The following is a 19,236-nucleotide window of genomic DNA, read 5'->3' as shown; positions in this document are numbered from 1 at the left end:
CCTTGCTGGGCAAGGGTTTATAAGGCTCGCAGTCGCTCCCCATGCGGGAGCGTGGATTGAAACTCTAGCTACAACATCTAACGTTTCTGCCGACTGGTCGCTCCCCATGCGGGAGCGTGGATTGAAACAAAGCTCTGAACACCATCAGGATCCACATCTACACGTCGCTCCCCATGCGGGAGCGTGGATTGAAACAATCTTTATGGTTTAAACAAAGTGGAGGTAAACGTCGCTCCCCATGCGGGAGCGTGGATTGAAACTTCCCCCAATCCATGTTGTCGTACATACTCTTCGTCGCTCCCCATGCGGGAGCGTGGATTGAAACATGCATTGAAAAACATATTCACCATCAAGCAATCGTCGCTCCCCATGCGGGAGCGTGGATTGAAACAATTAAATGCACACTACCATGTCCACCCTTTGCCGTCGCTCCCCATGCGGGAGCGTGGATTGAAACTTTTTTATCAGACTTAGGCTTTTTCGTTGTTTTAGTCGCTCCCCATGCGGGAGCGTGGATTGAAACGAGAAACAATTATATCAACCATGGAAAGCGGTAAGTCGCTCCCCATGCGGGAGCGTGGATTTAAACTGGTATGACGAGAAAGATTGGGAAGAGGATCAGCAGTCGCTCCCCATGCGGGAGCGTGGATTGAAACTTTGAAGTCTGGGTATTGTGCGGACAAACGGTCAGTCGCTCCCCATGCGGGAGCGTGGATTGAAACTGTCTATGTTGTACTTGATATTTACATTTGGGAAGTCGCTCCCCATGCGGGAGCGTGGATTGAAACGAAATTACTTCATCAGTAAATCCAGCGTCAACCGGTCGCTCCCCATGCGGGAGCGTGGATTGAAACATCCTAGCGGCAGTTTCTCGGATGAAAGCCTCTTGTCGCTCCCCATGTGGGAGAGTGGATTGAAACTGTAGCAAAACATCAGACTATAAAAAAAAGTGCGTCGCTCCCCATGTGGAGCGTGGATTGAAACTGTAGGACTAGATATTAAACTGGTCGGGGCAGACGTCGCTCCCCATGTGGGAGCGTGGATTGAAACACATGTTGATTAATTACCTCTTTATGTTCAGGCAGTCGCTCCCCATGTGGGAACGTGGATTGAAACGCCATGTCTAGCTTTAGGATGTAATCGTGCCGGGTCGCTCCCCATGTGGGAGCGTGGATTGAAACTGTTCTCATGCAAGCTCATCGCATTGTTCCTCAGTCGCTCCCCGTGCGGGAGCGTGGATTGAAACCGCTGGATTGTAGTCTTCTGGAAACCATGTTTGGTCGCTCTTCATGCAGGAATGCTAATTGAAACAAAGGTCAGAGACGGGAAGATCCGTAAGGGGAAGGTCGTTTTAATAGCCGAATTACAAAATCATTCTCTTTGAAGATATATACCCTATGAATAGTGAATTATAGTCGCACTGACATAAAGTAAGGTCCCGTTTATTAGAGGTGACTGTGGAACACTAAAGTCTCATTCAAGTTTTAATGTCTCGACTTAAAAATTATAATAAATACTCTGTTATCTAAAATTTTGGTCTCATTTATTTGATGGGACCTTTTTTTTGTCTTAAATATGAAAATTCTTTAGTGATAAATAATATATCCAAATAATAACTTGGAAGAATAGGAGGTATTTGTTTGTTTTAGTCGAAATAGCTCATATTGCAGGAAAAGATTGGCGTTATAAGCGACTAGAGGGGGAAGAGTCGAATGAAACGAAAATTAGAAATACCAGATGATAGTGTGAACATTTCAAATCTCATCTCAAACACACCTGATAAGTGTGATGTGACGATTCATAATCTTACTATTTCATTAATCTCTCCCATGTTTGGGGGAAGTGCTAGAGCCGGGGTAATTGATAAAGATAATCCTGTCCGTGTATCATCCGTACGTGGCAACTTGAGATTTTGGTGGCGAGCAACCCGAGGTGCGGCCTTTAAAAATGTATCAGAATTAAGTAAGAGAGAAACTGAAATATTCGGTAATACTTCCACGCCAAGCTCTATTCATATTTGGATTGAGCGTGTAGGAAAAGATATCTCTCTCGATAATGCTCAAATACACTCAGGTCGAAAAAATGAATTTGTAAAAGGTTTGCCAAAATACTTCATGTTCCCCTTTGATAAAAATACGGAAATAAAATTCGGATCACAGTACACTTTTAGTCTGCGTATAACAGTTAATTCTACAGATAAAGAACTGTATGAAAAAGAGATTGAACCTGCATTATGGGCTTGGATTAATTTCGGTGGGGTTGGAGCTCGGACTCGAAGAGGTTGTGGTAGTCTTTATTCAGAAAAATTTTCACCTAAGCGAGGAGAAAACATAAAAGACTGGTACAAACAGAACATAGCAGGCTATGAACTGCAATTACCTATAACGGATAGTGGTCCCGGTAATCAACAGTGGCCTATATTGTGTGATGATATAAAATTTTCTAAAACAGAAGAAACGATTAGTGATGCTTGGAACAAGATAGCCAAACTATATAGTGATTTCCGAAGAGCACCTTGCATGAAATATGGGGGGGTTAGTAATGACAACGTACTAAAAAGAAGTTTCTGGCCCGAGGCAGATTCGATTAGAGAGATAACGGGAATGTCCAAAAAAGAGCACAAGACATCCACCACTATCGATAAGAAGGAATATGCTTTCCCTCGTGCACAATTGGGGCTTCCGATTCAATTCCAGTTTGCAAAAAGAAGAGTGTCGCATGAACCTAAGCTTAATGAGCCATTTAAAACTAAACTGCTACCCAAAGATAAGGATAGATTAGCCTCTCCGCTTATATTAAAAGTGATAGGAGTCTCACCTTCGGCTAATAAGTCCTCATGGGGAAATGCGTTTAAGGGACATGCCATTATAGCCGTTTTACGTCAGCCAATGCTTAACGAGTTATCTCTGGAATTAATAGATGTCAAAGAACCAATGGAACATGAGCAACAGTTATTCACAGATACTAAGAAGAAGTTACAAGGTTTTAAGATAGAAGATAACTACATATATCCTAAGACTAAATACAAAGATAATCAATTTAGAAATCCAATGCGGCTTGAAAATAGCTCAGATTATAGAAGAACTCAAAAAAATTTACTAAGCACATCATCAGCCATACAAGCCTTTCTCCACAGCAAGGAGGTTGCCGAATGGGAGTAGTCAACAAACAGGTTCTAATTATTACTATTGGTCCGGTACAACAATTTATTGCACAGGCACGTAAGACGAGAGATTTATGGTACGGATCACATCTATTATCCGAGCTTAGTAAGGTTGCTGCTCAGACATTAATGAGTTCCGGGGTTACATTGATTTTTCCATCCATAGGTGAAGGAGACTCTTGGAATAACCTCAAAGTTGCTAACAAAATTATAGGTGTAGTTGAAGTGGGTGGAAATCCTAGAGAGATCGCACTTGCAGTACGTAAAGCTGTAGCGATGTCATGGATCAATCGTGCAGACAATGTAAAGAAGAGGCTGGAACCATATATTAATACGTCCATGTGGGATCGACAAATCAAAGATTTTATAGAGTGTTATGCGGTGTGGACGCCGATGGCTGTGGATGAAAGTGATTATGACAAGGCTGTTGAACGAGCGGATCAATTAATGACGGCTCGTAAATCTCTTCGTGACTTTTGTCAAAATGAACCTGGCGCATTATTCGGTGATAAGAAGTCTCGGTTAGATAGTGGACGTGAATCTGTAATCTGGCCGGAGCAGCTTCGTAATCTCGCCCGATTTGGTATTAAACGAGGTGAAACGCTGGATGCGATTTCACTTGTTAAGCGGTTATCTAATAAGATCGATTCTAAAATATTCCCATCGGTCTGTGACATGGCATTCCTTCCTTATCGCAATAAAATTCAGAATAATGAATCAAAGATGTCGGATATCAACTCTTTTTATGAGGATGTCCGTTATCAATGTGCTGACCTTCAATTAAAGGGCAGTAACGTAAATGATTATGAATCAGCTTTATTTTATGAGAATAGGGTTGAAGAATTTGTTGCTGAAACCTTAGAGCAGTTAAGAGAGAAGCAAGGTAGTGGGTTTAGGAAGACAAACGATGAGGAAGAGCATGTTAGTGGGATAGTAAAACGTATTACCCAACTACGGTCCAAGTATAGGATAGACTCTAAACAATTGCCTAATTATTATGCTTTTATTATGTGTGATGGTGACAATATGGGCGAGACACTTCGATTAATGAAAACTATAGGTGCTCACAAAGAATTTTCTGAAAAGCTATCCAATTTTGCCACTGCGGCTGAGGAGATTATATCTCATCGGAACCAAAGCGATGGTGATAAAGTAACTGTTCGTGGACAATTAGTCTATAGTGGCGGCGATGATGTCATGGCGTATGTCTCATTAAGTGATTGTATGGAGGTTTGCGAAAAACTGCAACAGAAGTTTACAGAAATTATGAGGGATGCGGTTCCTGTTGGTCTGCCTAGACCGACATTATCAATAGGAGTTGCAATCGTACATATGCTTGAACGTCTGGAGGTAGCTTGTAATTTAGCTAGAAGAGCGGAGCATGATGCTAAATCTAATGGAAAAAATAGAATTTCTATTATTATGCAAAAGCGGCATGGAGGAACACTCTCAACGATCAGCTTACCGTTTGGTGATGTAAAGGATATCCTAGGAGGAATTGAAAAAGGTCAAGAGTCTACACTCCGTCCTAGTCCAACGCTTCAAGTAAAAGAGTTTCAGAGATACTATAGGAATGGTTATTTCTCAACCAAATTCCCGCATGAGCTTCGCGAGATGTATTTAGAATATAGAAGTCTCATAAAGGGGTCGGCTTGGCATAATGACGAAGTTGGATTGCATAAACTGTTGTCGCTAGAAGTAGAGCGTCTACTTAGGAAGAAGAAACCATCTCAGCTCTCTGATTCAAAGTATGCGGAGTTTGTGACTTGGGTTCGGACATGCTTTCATTATGGAGTTACCCCCCTCGAACAACTACGTGAGCTAGCAGAAAAGATGATTATTGCGGTAATGATTGAGTCAGAGGGGGGCCAATATGAAAAAGCATATTCAAATTAGACCGTTTGATTCGGTCCTTATGCGTGACGGCAGACCTTTCGATGCGACACCGGGAGAAACGGCACATTCAATGTCTGAAATTATTCCAAGTGTACTCGCAGGCTCAATTAGAGCGATGCTCGCCAAAAAAATCATTAATCGAGAACATAATTTAAGCGTATTTGCGTCGAAACAAGCAGTTTCAATTAAGAAACTGCTTGTTAAGGGACCAATTTATATGCGTGGGGATAGACGATTCTATCCAATGCCCAAAGATCTATTTGGCTACGATGATACAGAAAAGCAATTTCATATAGAAGCTTTAAGTCCCGTTAATGAGTATACGAATTCTAGCCTCGATAGTGGATTTTTGGGTACAGGGAAGCTTGGGGCACATGAAGATAGCTTGTGGACAATTCATGTTCCACTCAATAGTAAAGAATGGAAAGAATCACCTGCCTATATTTCTGAAGAACGAATGCACGATTGGTTAGTTAGATATGAGGATGAAGTAGTACGTGCAAATTTGCAGCATGAGCTGTCCATTTGGAGAATGATTCAAAGAGGCGAGAGTGGCATCGAGAATTTGAATGTAATGGATCGTGTCTTATTGGATCAAGTTAAAAAACATTATATGGCCCCGTTCGCAGTAGAAGAGCGCACCTCTACAGCGATTAATCGAGATACCTATGCAGCTCAAGATGAGGCTTTATATTCGATGAGAATGATAGTGTTACCACACGATGTAACAGTAGTAGCCGAAGTAAATGGAGAACTGGGTGCAGGCTTAGAATGGCCGAATCAACTTTCTGAAGTGCATCCTATGGGTGGAAAGCGGCGTCTTGCACATTTTCAAGAAGTGGATGCTAACAGCTTCCCTACTTGCAGCGATGAAGTCATAAAGTCTTTGCGTGGGGCGAAATACATTCGAATGATTTTGACTACTCCCGCTTATTTTGCAAAGGGTTGGAGACCCGGTTGGCTTGACGAGAAGCTCAGGACAAAGTCTGAGTGGAGTGATGATAAGGGCATTAGTTTAACATTACGTTGGGCTTGTATCCCGGGTTATTTACCAGTGTCGGGGTGGAGTTATTCGAATAAAAAGGAAGAAAAAGATAAGTCGAAGACGATCAATGATAAAAAACAAAATGGTGTTGAAAAGGCTGTAAGACGAATGGTGCCAGCGGGCAGTGTCTATTTCTTCGAGGTTGAAGAAGGATACGACGCAGCAGATTTCGCTAGGAACTTCTGGTTGTCTTCAATGTCGGATCGAGATAGAAGAAAAGGTAGTTTTGATGAAGAAGATGGATTTGGACTTGCGATCTGGGGAACTTGGAAGCCCTCTAACTAATTAGAACTGAACAAACCTTAGGAGGTTCAATATGAGCGAATCGAATAAAATGTTTTTCATACACTGTCAGTCACCTGTGCATGTTGGGACAGGGCAAGGAGTTGGCATCATCGATATGCCAATTATGAGGGAACGTGTAACATCGTGGCCACTAGTACCTGGAAGTTCTATTAAGGGAGTACTCCGAGAATATTGTACACTTCTTGCTAAAGATCATCGTGGCAATGAAATGGTAGATGTCGCATTTGGCAAAGTTTCAGAGAGTAGAAGTGAAAGTGCTGATTCAACGAGTGCGGGCTCGCTTGCCTTTACGGATGGTCGAATGTTAGCTTTCCCAGTTGCAAGTGGATATGGAACATTTGCTTATGTAAGCTGTCCGATGGCACTTAGAAGACTCCTACGTGATTCGTCTGCTGCGGGGTTATTTATTGGCGGACTTGATCAGGAGTTAATTAATCAGTGGGAATCTATCCTGCGAGAACAAGGTGATGGGAGTCCAGCACTTATTGGCAAACAAGCCAATAATGTATTGGTATCAAATAAAAAAATATATGTTGATGAGTTTGAATTCTCCGTTAAGGAGGATGGTAGATTAATAGACTGCATTGAAGAGCTGTCTCAGTTGATATTTGAGGATGATATTTCTCAAAGCCTGTTTAATGAGCGATTTATGCTGGTGAGTGATGATGCTTTTCAATATTTTGTAACGATATGCTGTGAGACTGTGCCTCGCATTAGAATTAAACATGAAACGAAGACTGTTGACGAGGGTGCTTTGTGGTATGAGGAATATTTGCCAGTGGAATCGATTCTGTATGGAATTGCTTGGTGTGACAAGGTGCACATAAAGGGCAGTACAATAAGAGCAGAAGAAATGTTTGCACCATTCAGTCCTTCGGTGAAGCTTCAGATTGGTGGTAATGCATCTGTAGGCAAGGGTCGGATTAGCTGCCGTTTTACTGGAGGGGTAGCTAAATGAAATCCTTCGAACAACAATATGCTATGAACGTATTGGCATGTATATATGAAACAGAGAAAGAGAAGGGCGGGATTAAAGGAGAATACGGCAGAGTATGTCACAAATTCCCCTATATGGTACTGACGAATGGACTAAGACTTACTGTTGCTTTTTTTCAAGCAAAAGGTGGAGTACATACACAATATTTAAATGATATGAGCAAGGTACTAGGCAGTGATGATTGGACAGATTTGTTGAGTAAAAACCAAATGGAGTATCGTATGATGACGTTACAATCGCTGAAGGCGGCAGCTTGGTTTAAACGTTATGCCCAGACGATATTGAAGGTGGATGCGGATGGTTCTACTGGTGAGTCAGAGTCAACAAATCTACAAATACCGCTAGATATACAGGGGGAGCGTGAGTCTGGATGAACGCTTACTTTTATATGACGAAGCATGGTGGGTTCAATGGTTCAGCAACGATGTTTAAGGATGATAAGGGGACCCAAAAGACAGATCCGCTCAATAAAATAAATCTGATAGAGGAGGTAATCAGCAATTTTGAGAAGGAGCTAACTATAAAAGAAAATGATGAGCAACAATTAGAACAAAAGTCGTCGTATAACCTTTATATGAACCGATTTAAGTTTCAACTTTTCCAGCCACTTAATGGGCATCTTCCTAGTCCATTTTTCATTAGTCCAACATCTAATCTTTGGATTGGAACAGGCTCGACTTCTATAACCGAAACGTTACTAACGTTGCACCGAATATACGGAGTTCCGTATATCCCCGGAACGGCGCTAAAAGGAATGGCTGCACATTACTGTCATCGGTATTTGGGAAAAGAAAATGAGAAGTTTCTGAATGGCGGTGACTATTTTAATATATTGTTTGGCTCGCAAGATTATCGGAGCTTCATCTATTACTATGATGCTTTCCCTACTCCAGAAACTGTTGCAAAATCGCTGAAATTAGATGTGATGACCCCTCATCATAAAGACTATAATATAAGCCCTTCTGAGCAGGTTGAGTATAAGAGGCTGAATGGAAATGTGGAACCGGCTGCGCCAAGAGATGATGATTCTCCAGAGCCTATTCTATTTATGTCAGCAAGAGCAAATTTCAAGGTCTTGTTATCCTGTGAAAATGATGATGAAGCTGGCCAGCATTGGCTTGATATAGCGAAAGAAATTATCCTGCAAGCTATTCGGTATGAAGGTATCGGAGGTAAAACGAGTACAGGTTATGGCCGATTTAAGGAGGAAGTGTGGGATGGGAAGGACCAAAATGAAGGGAACAGATAATAAAAGAAATAGTGGAAAGCATGGTCATAGACAACCACGTGAATCATCGAAATTGGATATCATGAAAAAGGTCGTGGAGAATTACAAGCTACTTGAAAGTAATGTAGTAACTGAATTGGATTATGGAGTAGAACATCACTTGACTAGTGGGGTTTTTAGAGAAGGTGTTTGGAAAGAAATGTTTGAAAAAATGATCCCACGTAAATTCGCCATTGAACAATCCGTGTTTATTGTTGATTCAGAAATGAATGTTTCTAAAGAAGTAGACTTAGCCATATTTGATGAACAATATACACCATATATATTTAGGTACGGGAACATCAAGTATATTCCGATTGAAGCAGTTGCTGTAGTTATACAATGCAAAAGCACTAATGTAACTTTAAATAAATTGAAGCCTTGGGTGAACTCGATAAAAAAATTACAAACCTCACCTAATTCCGTAGTACGGACTGTAAATGGAATTAATTATGGTGAACATAATTATAATCAATTTATAGAGTATCATAGTAAGCAAGCAACACAAGTTGAGAACCAAGATTCGAATCAGCTGTGCTCGAAATGTTCCGCTCGAGTAGAGAAATTATCTCCAAAAACAACACAAACGTCTACACGGCCAATTAGGATTTTATGCCATACCAAGAAAGATACTACTGAAATTATTGAATCTTTATTCGATATAACAATTTGCCGCTCCACGGAATCAAATAAATTGAGTGTTTCAATCCCAAGAGAATCTAACGATATAACACTTTGGAGTCATCGATTGAATCATGTCTCTGATAACAGTAAAGATGAGAACTTTGGATATTCAAATAAAAATGTCAATAATGAGATCAAACTTAAGGATTATCGTGTAAAAAGCAGATCGAATAAACTTGAAGAAATATCATTATTGTCATTAACATTTCAATTAAATCAATTGTTGATGTTGATTAACAATCCTATATTTTTCCCTCACAGGGCTTATGTGAAAATGTTTAATGATATACTTGAAGCTGATCAGCTTGACGAAGTAACTGTAGAAAACTAAGATTCAGTGCGAACCCCAAGCACACATGAATTTCCTAGGGGGTTCGCACCTCAAGCTGGGCAAGGTATTTCGGCGATTTTCACAAATAAGTATACGAAAATGACCTCTCTTAAATTGAGGTTCGCAAAAAAGGCCCTACACACCCTTGCTGGACAAGGGTGTGTAGGGCCCGCAGTCGCTCCTTATGCAGGAGCGTGGATTGAAACTGCTAGCCATTTGCTGAGCTGCTGCACGCTCTTGTCGCTCCTTATGCAGGAGCGTGGATTGAAACCTGTCAGACATCCATTAGTTCCTGATAATGAAATGTCGCTCCTTATGCAGGAGCGTGGATTGAAACTAACTCAAATGGCGCAGGTAATCCAAGAGTATATGTCGCTCCTTATGCAGGAGCGTGGATTGAAACAAAAGCCATTTCACCAACACCCTTTCTTTGAAATGTCGCTCCTTATGCAGGAGCGTGGATTGAAACTCTAGCACGTCCTCAACCTTATCCATAATTGATGTCGCTCCTTATGCAGGAGCGTGGATTGAAACTAACTATTACATAAGTATCATCAATAAAAGTGAGTCGCTCCTTATGCAGGAGCGTGGATTGAAACGATTGAATCACATTAGCTACTGCTATCAGCTTAAGTCGCTCCTTATGCAGGAGCGTGGATTGAAACAATTTTGTCTGCAGAACACTCGAACGATAGGTCGGTCGCTCCTTATGCAGGAGCGTGGATTGAAACCTCACCATCGATTAGCCCCGTTACCAAATATTCGTCGCTCCTTATGCAGGAGCGTGGATTGAAACACTGAATCACTTCAATGGGCACCAACGCTTTGGTCGCTCCTTATGCAGGAGCGTGGATTGAAACAGGATTTAGTGGATTGACCGTCCAATTAGTAGAGTCGCTCCTTATGCAGGAGCGTGGATTGAAACAACAACAAACAAGGTTCTTGGCGCAACACTAAAGTCGCTCCTTATGCAGGAGCGTGGATTGAAACCGATTGCCTTAATTATGTGTTTAGCTGTCTCAGGGTCGCTCCTTATGCAGGAGCGTGGATTGAAACAGTAGTGAAGCTCGCACAATGATTAACTCTACAAGTCGCTCCTTATGCAGGAGCGTGGATTGAAACTAAGATAGTCTATAGTGTTTAAATAAATTAAAAGTCGCTCCTTATGCAGGAGCGTGGATTGAAACTATTACAGCAGTTAGTACGCACTCAGCTGCTCGAGTCGCTCCTTATGCAGGAGCGTGGATTGAAACATAGAATCCCTAACGTTGTAAGTCACTACTGGACGTCGCTCCTTATGCAGGAGCGTGGATTGAAACTCTGCCATTGGTCAAAAACGCAAAGGCGAACCGGTCGCTCCTTATGCAGGAGCGTGGATTGAAACAGCGTAAAACTGGTGATTTTATAGTGTCTAGCGGTCGCTCCTTATGCAGGAGCGTGGATTGAAACTTGTCTTTCAGGTACTTGTGCATAAAGTAAGCCCGTCGCTCCTTATGCAGGAGCGTGGATTGAAACTCGCCCTCACCTCTGGCCTGAGGTTTAGTGAATTGTCGCTCCTTATGCAGGAGCGTGGATTGAAACGTTTAGAACGAATTGACCGTCGCTGAACCCGCCTGTCGCTCCTTATGCAGGAGCGTGGATTGAAACTACCTCTTTAAAGGTAGGCTGCGTAATCTCCATGTCGCTCCTTATGCAGGAGCGTGGATTGAAACACAGAGTCGGCGACATCGGCTATCACAAAAGAATAGTCGCTCCTTATGCAGGAGCGTGGATTGAAACTTCATTCCTAGGAAGTATTCTGTGCTGAATTTTCGTCGCTCCTTATGCAGGAGCGTGGATTGAAACTTATCTAGCAACCTTAACTCCTTAAACCTATCACGTCGCTCCTTATGCAGGAGCGTGGATTGAAACAGCGTAGTACTGTTGCAAGATTGTTATAACGTCCGTCGCTCCTTATGCAGGAGCGTGGATTGAAACTCTAATTCTAAGTTCTTTATTCTATCGTCTGTTAGTCGCTCCTTATGCAGGAGCGTGGATTGAAACCTAGAAAGTGGCGAACTGATGCGGAGTTAACAAAGTCGCTCCTTATACAGGAGCGTGGATTGAAACTACCCCCGTGTTACAATACGGGGGTGAACGGCGCGTCGCTCCTTATACAGGAGCGTGGATTGAAACTCTCGACAGTTCTCCGCGGATGGTTCCCGTGTTAGTTGCTCCTTATGCAGGAGCGTGGATTGAAACTCCACGCCGATCAAGCGGACGTACAAGGCTGGTTGGTCGCTCCTTATGCAGGAGCGTGGATTGAAACGACCAGCGATAGGACCGCAAGACGGCGGCGATGTGTCGCTCCTTATGCAGGAGCGTGGATTGAAACACAACTAGTGTAGTTGTAATGCGATTGCGTCAAGTCGCTCCTTATGCAGGAGCGTGGATTGAAACTCTGTAGGCCGCTCACGGAGAACTGAAAAGAGAGGTCGCTCCTTATGCAGGAGCGTGGATTGAAACGAGTGAACCGCAACCGGATCACCGCCTTTCAGGTCGCTCCTTATGCAGGAGCGTGGATTGAAACTTCTCTTGTTACATTTATCCTAATCAGTTCCTCAGTCGCTCTTTATACAGGAGCGTGGATTGAAACACCCATTAGTTGCTCACCATCATTACAAGGTACGGTCGCTCCTTATACAGGAGCGTGGATTGAAACCGAACTATTGGAAGCGAAGGAAGTAAAAATCCTTGTCGCTCCTTATACAGGAGCGTGGATTGAAACTAATATATTGAATCTCGTTTGGTCCTTCATCAAAGTCGCTTCTTATACAGGAGCGTGGATTGAAACTCATGACTAGATATCCTTTGTATATCTGATTTTGTCGCTCCTTATGCAGGAGCGTGGATTGAAACCCTTCCAGGTCAAATGATACTTCAGGAGCATCGGTCGCTCCTTATACAGGAGCGACAATTGAAAAGCGGCAAGCTCATCAGAAAATAAGCCTTCGTTTGTCATCTATTAAGCAGGAGCGTAGCTTGGATTTGAATAACTCCATTCAAATTAACAAAGCTATATAATCTATGATTCTGATAAATGTGCTAGAAATAACGATTTACTGTTATCGTAGATTTAATCTTATTTGTTGTCTCATCTAACAGAATCATCTACTTTAGACTATTCACATGTAAACTGTCTAACAGCTTCTTGAATATGCTGCTCGTACGTGAAACGCATAATATCATTTTTATCTAACGCATTTATATCGTCTATTTCGAAGCCTTTTACACCTTGAGCCTCGATCTCGCCTCTGGAATTGAAGAAACCCTACTGGAGAAGAAGAAATAGATCCATCTTGACGAACAATCCATGCTGATGCCCCGTCTTCATATTCATAAAAGTCTGCAAGATATACCTTTGCTCCAATCCACTTTTCTCCCTCCGTGCCATTTACGAAGTCCTCGCATAATAACGATTTCAAATATGTTTCTGCATTTGCAATCATTTTGTCCTTGCGAGCTGAGGTCCCATAGTTCGGTTTATGAGGCTCGTCGATAAGTACGGAAAACTCATTCAAAACATTAAACTCCCCAACAGGCCAGTGCGTGTCCTCTTCGCTAACTTGCCCATCACCGTAAACGAATCCATCCTTACGATTTAATAGGATCAACCAATCATCAATACTCGTGTGGGCATAAACGGATTTTTTACCGATATCGTCGGTGTATACACGTACTTGTACTTCAATCGTTTGATTAATATAAGGTTCAAAACTTCTATTTCCGTAATTCCCATAAACACGGTCTGGAGCAGTCCATAACCGGTAGTTAATATATTGTTCAATTGCTGTTGCGATATTATTAGTCGTATAACCATCTGGTGGAATGACTGTGTCTGAATGATTATTTCGTGAAGTCATCGTAGTATCCGTTTCTACACTAATAGAAGAACAAGAACTTATCAGAATGACTATGGCGATTAATAAGCAAATAAGCCTTAATGTTCGCTTCACTTGCAAAACCTCCTACAATAAAAATAATGAAAACAGGAGATTGAAATGATTCATGTGTGAAACCACATGCGCAATTTAACTAAGGGTATCCGATTTGTAGTATTTTACAGTACCTAATAGACGTAGTGTTCAAAAGGGATGTTGCCACCTTTATGCGAGAAGAGTAGGGTCTACAAAGGAGTAGACCAGTTTAGCTATAACCATTTTCCCCCTATCATTCGAACGGTGAGAAAGCTACTATTAGACTACGACTTTAGCTAAAAGGGAGCTGTTGCATTGAAAGAAAACAGTGGATATATTCAGGCGGTACTTGCGGCTGTGGAGCAGTACGGATTTACTAACGTTACTCCAAATGTTCTAAGCGATGAGGGTAATCTTATTGTACACTTATCCCCGCATCCAGTTGTTGCTCGTGTAGCAATAGCACGTTCTGAAGCAGATGCGGTAAAAGCATGCCATATAATGAAACGTGAGTTGCAAGTTGCGATGCACCTGCATACTGAAGGTGTTCCTGTATTGCTGCCCGCAGAATTGACAGATACAGTACCTCTCCAAGCGAAAGGGACATGGATGACGTTATGGGAGTATGTACCGCGAACAGCGTTACAGCCATTGTCGCCAGAAGAGGCTTACGTCATGGTACATAAGCTATCGACTGCAATGCAGTCTCTCCCAATTGCACTCTCTCCGCTTAGCGTTTGGGAACGAGTGTCTGAATCGGCCGAAGCCCTAAGAAAACAGTCAGATCCTCGTATTCATAATCTGCTCAAGCTTTTCCAAAGCGTAGACGAAGAGATGAGAACGGGAACGAGAATTCTTTTGCCTTGTCATGGAGATGCTCATGCACGAAATTTACTTGCGAGCCCAAGGGGCCCGCTTTGGATGGATTTCGAGGATGTTTCGTTAATGCCAGCGTATTGGGATAAAGCTTCTTATGTCACAAATCTTGCTCTTATGAGCAGATTTCATGAACCAACTTTTAGGTACATGCTGCAACAGGCAATCGAAGCCGATCAATTGGATGATTTTAAATTTGCTGTGACTGCAAGAGTACTTATGTCCACGCTCGGCAATTTGGACTATGCACTGAAAGGAATGGGCGATTTGCCATTCGCTACAAGACAACTAGAGCTGGCGGCAGACTTTATCCGAGAATTAACATACATTCATCATTTATAATCAATAAATCCCACTCATATTCATCATTCATAATTGATAGATCTCGTTCATATTCATCATTCCACAAGTCCATCATTATTCATAATCCATACTTCTTCCGCCATCATAAGGTCGTATTATATCGGTAAGTGCACGATACACATTTTCGGGATTTTCGGCAATTCGATGGCATACATACAAGTACCACTCCTTACCGTAAGGGAGATACACTTTGCAACTATTGCCACCGTGCCTCAGCGCACTTAGCCGATCCGGTCGGATACCATAGAGCATTTCGTATTGAGCATGGGGGCCAATAAGATCGTAACGAAGCTCTAGCTCTTGCAGTAAATTTTCATCATGGGTTGCGATTGTAACAGGATGTTTCGCATTCAAAATCTGAGCAGCCATTTCCAAATAGCGATTATTTAGTTCTATAGAGCGGGGCAGGGCGTAGTCGCTGTGCTCCTGATAGGCCCCTTTCACAAGTCGAATTCTGCCTGGGTAATGCAGAAGCTTTTGCAAATCTTGTTCTGATCGATGAAGCTGGGCTTGTATCGTTATCCCAACATTCGTGAATTTTTCACAAGCTCGTTTATATAAAAGAATAATTGCATCTGTCTTCGATGATTCCTCCATACCGATCATAATGGATATTCCACGTTGCTCTGCCTTCGCTGCTAGCTCCAGCAAGTTAGTATAAGCAAAATTCTCATCCAAGCTTAACCCAATATGAGATAAATCGAGTGATATTGAGTCATTTGGAGTACAAGAAACTTCGCCTGACCCATCGATAAGTGCCAGAAACTCGTTTTTGACACGTTCACATTCCTCTATGGATGTCGTATTTTCCCCTATGTACTCTAGAGAGATGGCATATCCCTTCGTTTTCAATTGCTGCGCTATATGTATAGCTTCTTGTTTGCTTTCCCCTGTTACAAATCTTCGAGCAGCCTTCCACAGCAGTGGGTAAAGCTCAACGGACTCTTGAACGTAGCTTTTAATATCCTCATTACGCGATATGGATTTGAGTGCATCGGTTACTTGTTCTTCAAGACTAGGCATTATAAGTTCACTCCTTCTTCTATTTAAACCCAATTTAACATGGTAAAATGGTTTTTGTGAGTGCCACTTTACGCATGGTTTTGTAGTACCACTTTTGCCCTGGGAGGTTATATGTGTTGCTTTGGATGCCTATTGATCGATCGTTGGATATGCCGTTAATTAGACAAGTATATAGTCAAATTCGCAGTCGGATTTTGAAGGGCGATCTGCAATATGGCGAGAAGCTACCCTCCACACGTGAGCTGTCTGAATGGTTGAAGGTATCAAGAAATGTGGTGCTGGAGGCGTATGATCAGCTGCTAGCAGAAGGGTTTTTGGTTGCGGAGCGAGGATCAGGAACATATGTGGCAGAGGGCACTTTTCTGGAGCAGACTAGACTTACTTCCCCGTATCAATCCCATCTTTTACAAGCAGATGAGAAGGATAAGGGTGATGTCATTAATTTTCGCTCCGGTATACCTGCATTGGATGAATTTCCTCGTAAAACATGGTCGAGACTATCCCAAGCGGTTTGGCAAGACGTTTCTTCAGCTACTTTAGGTTACGATATGCCAGAAGGTCGAACGGAATTAAGACTCATTTTATCTCGTTACTTGATGAAAACAAGAGGTGTCGAGTGCCACCCTGACCAAATCGTAATCACATCAGGAGCAACTCAAGCACTTACATTAGCCGCCAAGCTCCTTCTGACACAAGGGGATCATGTTGTAATTGAAGATCCTATAACCCACGATATTCAAACGATATTTACGAATGCAGGTGCGAAGTTATATCCCATCCCTGCGGACGAATATGGCATGCAAACTGCCCTACTCCCTCAGCATATACAGCCCCAATGTGTCTTTCTTACGCCATCGCATCACTTCCCACTAGGAGGCACATTGCCGATTCAGCGCCGTATCCAATTAGTTAATTATGTTAGAGAAACGAAAGGCTACTTAGTGGAGGATGATTATGACAGTGAATTTCGTTATGAAGGCCCGCCAGTTAGCTCCTTGCAAGGATTAGAACCAGATCGTGTGTTGTACATTGGTTCCTTTAGCAAAATATTATCGCCAGCGCTAAGACTCGGATATCTCATCCTTCCGCTACAATTGATCGAGCAATGTCGCAAAGTAAAGTGGTTTTCGGATCTTCATACCTCATCTATAGATCAATTGATTCTTGCCCGTTTTATCGAGCAAGGTTATTTGGAAAAACATGTGGCAAAGATGAAGAAGCTCTACAAGAGTCGAAGAGAGGTTCTCATTCAAAGCTTAAAGGAGTTATTTGGCGATAGAGTCACGATTATAGGGTTTTCAACAGGGCTGCACCTCATTACAGAGTGGAATGAGGTTTCTTTTACAGATGAGAAACTTGCGTATATCGAAAGCTGCGGTGTGAAAGTATATCCAGTAGAAGCGCATACTCTAGTGAAGGGAAGGCATACCCATCGTATTATAATGGGGTATGGGCATCTGACGGATGAGCAAATTCGAGAAGGTGTGCGGAGATTAGGGCTAGCGCTTAACGAAGTGAGAAGTGTGATAAAATGATAGTGTCGATTTTGTAGCTTCGCACAAACAACCCAATAATCCAAAGCTGGACCAAGGTTTGTAATGCTTCAAGTTGATTCTCTTATTAACGTGTGAATTGAAACGGTACTATTCGTATGATGAAAGGCGTGTTGTTGCATGGCTATAATAAAAGTTATCGTTGCGGAAGTCGGAAAAGAAGAAATAGAAGTCAGAGAGATCGAAATAAAAGCAAATATTTACGACGCATTAGAAGAAATTGCAGATGGCGATGTTGAATCCATTAGTATATGGAATGACGTCGTTTTGTGGTTGAACTTGGACGTTCAGGGAGATAGTTCCGCATTCAATTTCAATCTTACCGAGAAAGTTCAAATTAGAAATATAGATGAATACGAACCAAAAGTATCTGTTAGTGGAAACGTAGTTTTCACTGGAACCGATGCAGATGGCGAGCCAGTTGGACTGACAGAGGATGAGATTGCGTTTATTAAGAGTAAATTCGTCAACCGCCAAACATACCACCAATTCACTAGAAAATAATAAGTGTAATGGCGATAATTCAACAAACGGACCATTTCATTGAATAAGACTACACAAAAAGTCGTTTTCCTTTACATAAGGAAAGCGACTTTTTAGATTGATTGTTCTCTTGTTATGAAGCATGTTACTTTACGTTCCTTTGGCTAATTTTGAAAATGTTGTTGACTATTCAGTTGAACTGAATTATATTTTTATTAAGTTGAACTATATAGTTGAACCGAGTAAAGGGTGGGGATATGAAACATAAATTATTACCGTTGTCTGAAACGATGCATTATATTTTATTAGCTCTGCGTGAGCCACTCCATGGCTATGCCGCAATGCAAAAAATAGAAGAGATAAGTAACGGCACTGTTATTTTGGCAGCTGGTACATTATACGGTGCGATTGAAAACTTGAATAAGCATGGTTGGATTGAACCTGTTGGAGAATCGGGTCGGAGAAAAGTTTATATGATAACTGCGGAAGGAGGCGCCATTTTGAAAATGGAACAAAATAGGTTATTGCATATTTTATCCCTGTACGAAGGAAGTGAATCGAATGAAGAAATTTAAGATATCTTTTGATATTGAAAAAGAGGAGCAATGGCTGAACGAGCAATTACAAAAAGGCTATCGTTGTACAAATATTGGTGAATTAGGAAGATACATTTTCGAAAAAACCGATAAAAGATATGTGATGCGACTGGATTATCAAGAGCATTTATCAAAGAAAAAGCTCGAAGATTACAAAGGGATATATGAAGACTTTGGCTGGACTTATATAAATGGCCCTTGGCTTGCTGGAATTCGATATTGGCAAAAAGAAGATGATGATCAAAATGAAATCTTCTCGGATCGCCAATCAAAGAGTAATTATTATAAAAGATTGATGGGTCATTCATTTGGTGGAGGTCTACTGTTATTCTTTTTTTATTATATGATTAATAAGGATTCAGGTATATATTTAGCTGATGGTCTTTGGAGTATGGAAGGTGCATTATTTTGGAAAGCATTTTTATTTGAAACTCTATTTGTCATTTTAAGGTTTCTTCCTTTCCTTATGGTTGTTTTCTGTGGTTGCAGTTATTATAAAGCTTATCGAAAGTATTCAGCGTTAAAAGAAAATTAATTTGAGGATAATGTATGTTCCAGAGTCGGGTGCGATTATAGAACAACACAGGTAGAAAATGATCAATCTTTTTAATAGAAATGATATAGTACTTCACAAAGAATGACCCCGTTTTGATCAATCTTTTTCAAAACGAGGTCTTTTTAATCCGAAAGCAACTAA

General features: G+C 41.6%; 15 protein-coding genes and 2 CRISPR repeat arrays. Of the genes, 12 read left to right on the top strand and 3 right to left on the bottom strand.

Going from position 1 to position 19,236, the window contains the following annotated elements:
- Positions 1–31: 31 nt before the first annotated feature.
- Positions 32–920: direct repeats of the CRISPR family, unit length 32 nt; unit sequence GTCGCTCCCCATGCGGGAGCGTGGATTGAAAC.
- 78 nt (positions 921–998) lie between these two features.
- Entirely contained in the window at positions 999–1,121 is a 123-nt protein-coding gene (locus MFF31_RS25520) for a hypothetical protein (protein WP_483874644.1), read from the bottom strand.
- A 591-nt stretch (positions 1,122–1,712) separates the two neighbouring features.
- Here MFF31_RS25520 and cmr1 point away from each other — a divergent pair.
- The 7 genes from cmr1 to MFF31_RS04425 are packed head-to-tail and all read left to right on the top strand — an operon-like array spanning position 1,713 to position 9,689.
- Positions 1,713–3,161, top strand: coding sequence for a type III-B CRISPR module RAMP protein Cmr1 (cmr1, locus tag MFF31_RS04455; RefSeq protein ID WP_238186904.1), 1,449 nt, complete (start codon positions 1,713–1,715; stop codon positions 3,159–3,161).
- Positions 3,152–5,059, top strand: coding sequence for a type III-B CRISPR-associated protein Cas10/Cmr2 (cas10, locus tag MFF31_RS04450; RefSeq protein ID WP_238186903.1), 1,908 nt, complete (start codon positions 3,152–3,154; stop codon positions 5,057–5,059). The genes cmr1 and cas10 overlap by 10 nt, the downstream gene beginning before the upstream one ends.
- Positions 5,037–6,389 (top strand): type III-B CRISPR module-associated protein Cmr3, encoded by a 1,353-nt coding sequence (gene cmr3 / locus MFF31_RS04445; protein WP_238186902.1) that lies wholly within the window; start codon positions 5,037–5,039, stop codon positions 6,387–6,389. The genes cas10 and cmr3 overlap by 23 nt, the downstream gene beginning before the upstream one ends.
- A 31-nt stretch (positions 6,390–6,420) precedes the next feature.
- Positions 6,421–7,368, top strand: coding sequence for a type III-B CRISPR module RAMP protein Cmr4 (gene cmr4 / locus MFF31_RS04440; protein WP_238186901.1), 948 nt, complete (start codon positions 6,421–6,423; stop codon positions 7,366–7,368).
- On the top strand, positions 7,365–7,781 hold the full coding sequence (cmr5, locus tag MFF31_RS04435; protein ID WP_238186900.1) for a type III-B CRISPR module-associated protein Cmr5: 417 nt from the start codon (positions 7,365–7,367) through the stop codon (positions 7,779–7,781). Before cmr4 ends, cmr5 begins: the two co-directional genes overlap by 4 nt.
- On the top strand, positions 7,778–8,656 hold the full coding sequence (cmr6, locus tag MFF31_RS04430; protein ID WP_238186899.1) for a type III-B CRISPR module RAMP protein Cmr6: 879 nt from the start codon (positions 7,778–7,780) through the stop codon (positions 8,654–8,656). Before cmr5 ends, cmr6 begins: the two co-directional genes overlap by 4 nt.
- The gene (locus MFF31_RS04425) at positions 8,625–9,689 is read left to right on the top strand and encodes a DUF6602 domain-containing protein (protein ID WP_238186898.1); all 1,065 of its coding nucleotides are present in this window, start codon (positions 8,625–8,627) and stop codon (positions 9,687–9,689) included. Before cmr6 ends, MFF31_RS04425 begins: the two co-directional genes overlap by 32 nt.
- 174 nt (positions 9,690–9,863) lie before the next feature.
- Positions 9,864–12,652: direct repeats of the CRISPR family, unit length 32 nt; unit sequence GTCGCTCCTTATGCAGGAGCGTGGATTGAAAC.
- Positions 12,653–12,919: 267 nt separating this feature from the next.
- On the opposite strand, the gene MFF31_RS04420 is transcribed toward MFF31_RS04425, so the two are convergent.
- A complete protein-coding gene (locus MFF31_RS04420; RefSeq protein WP_238186897.1) occupies positions 12,920–13,684 on the bottom strand; it encodes a hypothetical protein in 765 nt (254 codons plus the stop codon).
- Between the two features lie 276 nt (positions 13,685–13,960).
- Here MFF31_RS04420 and MFF31_RS04415 point away from each other — a divergent pair, with 276 nt between their 5' ends.
- Positions 13,961–14,863: a phosphotransferase family protein gene (locus tag MFF31_RS04415; protein WP_238186896.1), complete on the top strand. Its 903-nt coding sequence runs from the start codon at positions 13,961–13,963 to the stop codon at positions 14,861–14,863.
- 75 nt (positions 14,864–14,938) lie between these two features.
- Here the strand turns inward: MFF31_RS04415 and MFF31_RS04410 are convergent, their stop codons facing one another.
- Positions 14,939–15,907, bottom strand: a complete 969-nt coding sequence (locus MFF31_RS04410) for a proline dehydrogenase family protein (RefSeq protein ID WP_238186895.1) — start codon at positions 15,905–15,907, stop codon at positions 14,939–14,941.
- 116 nt (positions 15,908–16,023) lie between these two features.
- Here MFF31_RS04410 and pdxR point away from each other — a divergent pair, with 116 nt between their 5' ends.
- The 4 genes from pdxR to MFF31_RS04390 all read left to right on the top strand — a co-directional run bounded on the left by pdxR (position 16,024) and on the right by MFF31_RS04390 (position 19,074).
- Entirely contained in the window at positions 16,024–17,442 is a 1,419-nt protein-coding gene (gene pdxR, locus MFF31_RS04405) for a MocR-like pyridoxine biosynthesis transcription factor PdxR (RefSeq protein WP_238188490.1), read from the top strand.
- A gap of 138 nt (positions 17,443–17,580) precedes the next feature.
- A complete protein-coding gene (locus MFF31_RS04400) occupies positions 17,581–17,964 on the top strand; it encodes a DUF3846 domain-containing protein (protein ID WP_238186894.1) in 384 nt (127 codons plus the stop codon).
- Positions 17,965–18,200: 236 nt separating this feature from the next.
- Positions 18,201–18,518 (top strand): PadR family transcriptional regulator, encoded by a 318-nt coding sequence (locus MFF31_RS04395; protein WP_238186893.1) that lies wholly within the window; start codon positions 18,201–18,203, stop codon positions 18,516–18,518.
- On the top strand, positions 18,505–19,074 hold the full coding sequence (locus MFF31_RS04390) for a DUF2812 domain-containing protein (protein WP_238186892.1): 570 nt from the start codon (positions 18,505–18,507) through the stop codon (positions 19,072–19,074). The genes MFF31_RS04395 and MFF31_RS04390 overlap by 14 nt, the downstream gene beginning before the upstream one ends.
- The last annotated feature ends 162 nt before the right edge of the window (positions 19,075–19,236 follow it).

The sequence above is a fragment of the Paenibacillus sp. L3-i20 genome (genome assembly GCF_022180385.2).
GTDB lineage: Bacteria > Bacillota > Bacilli > Paenibacillales > Paenibacillaceae > Pristimantibacillus.
Note: the sequence above shows the minus strand (reverse complement) of the source record. Positions and strands in the feature narration are given on the sequence as shown.

Coding starts and splice junctions, on each gene's coding strand:
- MFF31_RS25520 (WP_483874644.1), bottom strand. CDS start 1,121: ATGGCGTTTCAATCCACGTTCCCACATGGGGAGCGACTGCCTGAACAT.
- cmr1 (WP_238186904.1), top strand. CDS start 1,713: ATGAAACGAAAATTAGAAATACCAGATGATAGTGTGAACATTTCAAAT.
- cas10 (WP_238186903.1), top strand. CDS start 3,152: ATGGGAGTAGTCAACAAACAGGTTCTAATTATTACTATTGGTCCGGTA.
- cmr3 (WP_238186902.1), top strand. CDS start 5,037: ATGAAAAAGCATATTCAAATTAGACCGTTTGATTCGGTCCTTATGCGT.
- cmr4 (WP_238186901.1), top strand. CDS start 6,421: ATGAGCGAATCGAATAAAATGTTTTTCATACACTGTCAGTCACCTGTG.
- cmr5 (WP_238186900.1), top strand. CDS start 7,365: ATGAAATCCTTCGAACAACAATATGCTATGAACGTATTGGCATGTATA.
- cmr6 (WP_238186899.1), top strand. CDS start 7,778: ATGAACGCTTACTTTTATATGACGAAGCATGGTGGGTTCAATGGTTCA.
- MFF31_RS04425 (WP_238186898.1), top strand. CDS start 8,625: ATGGGAAGGACCAAAATGAAGGGAACAGATAATAAAAGAAATAGTGGA.
- MFF31_RS04410 (WP_238186895.1), bottom strand. CDS start 15,907: ATGCCTAGTCTTGAAGAACAAGTAACCGATGCACTCAAATCCATATCG.
- MFF31_RS04400 (WP_238186894.1), top strand. CDS start 17,581: ATGGCTATAATAAAAGTTATCGTTGCGGAAGTCGGAAAAGAAGAAATA.
- MFF31_RS04395 (WP_238186893.1), top strand. CDS start 18,201: ATGAAACATAAATTATTACCGTTGTCTGAAACGATGCATTATATTTTA.
- MFF31_RS04390 (WP_238186892.1), top strand. CDS start 18,505: ATGAAGAAATTTAAGATATCTTTTGATATTGAAAAAGAGGAGCAATGG.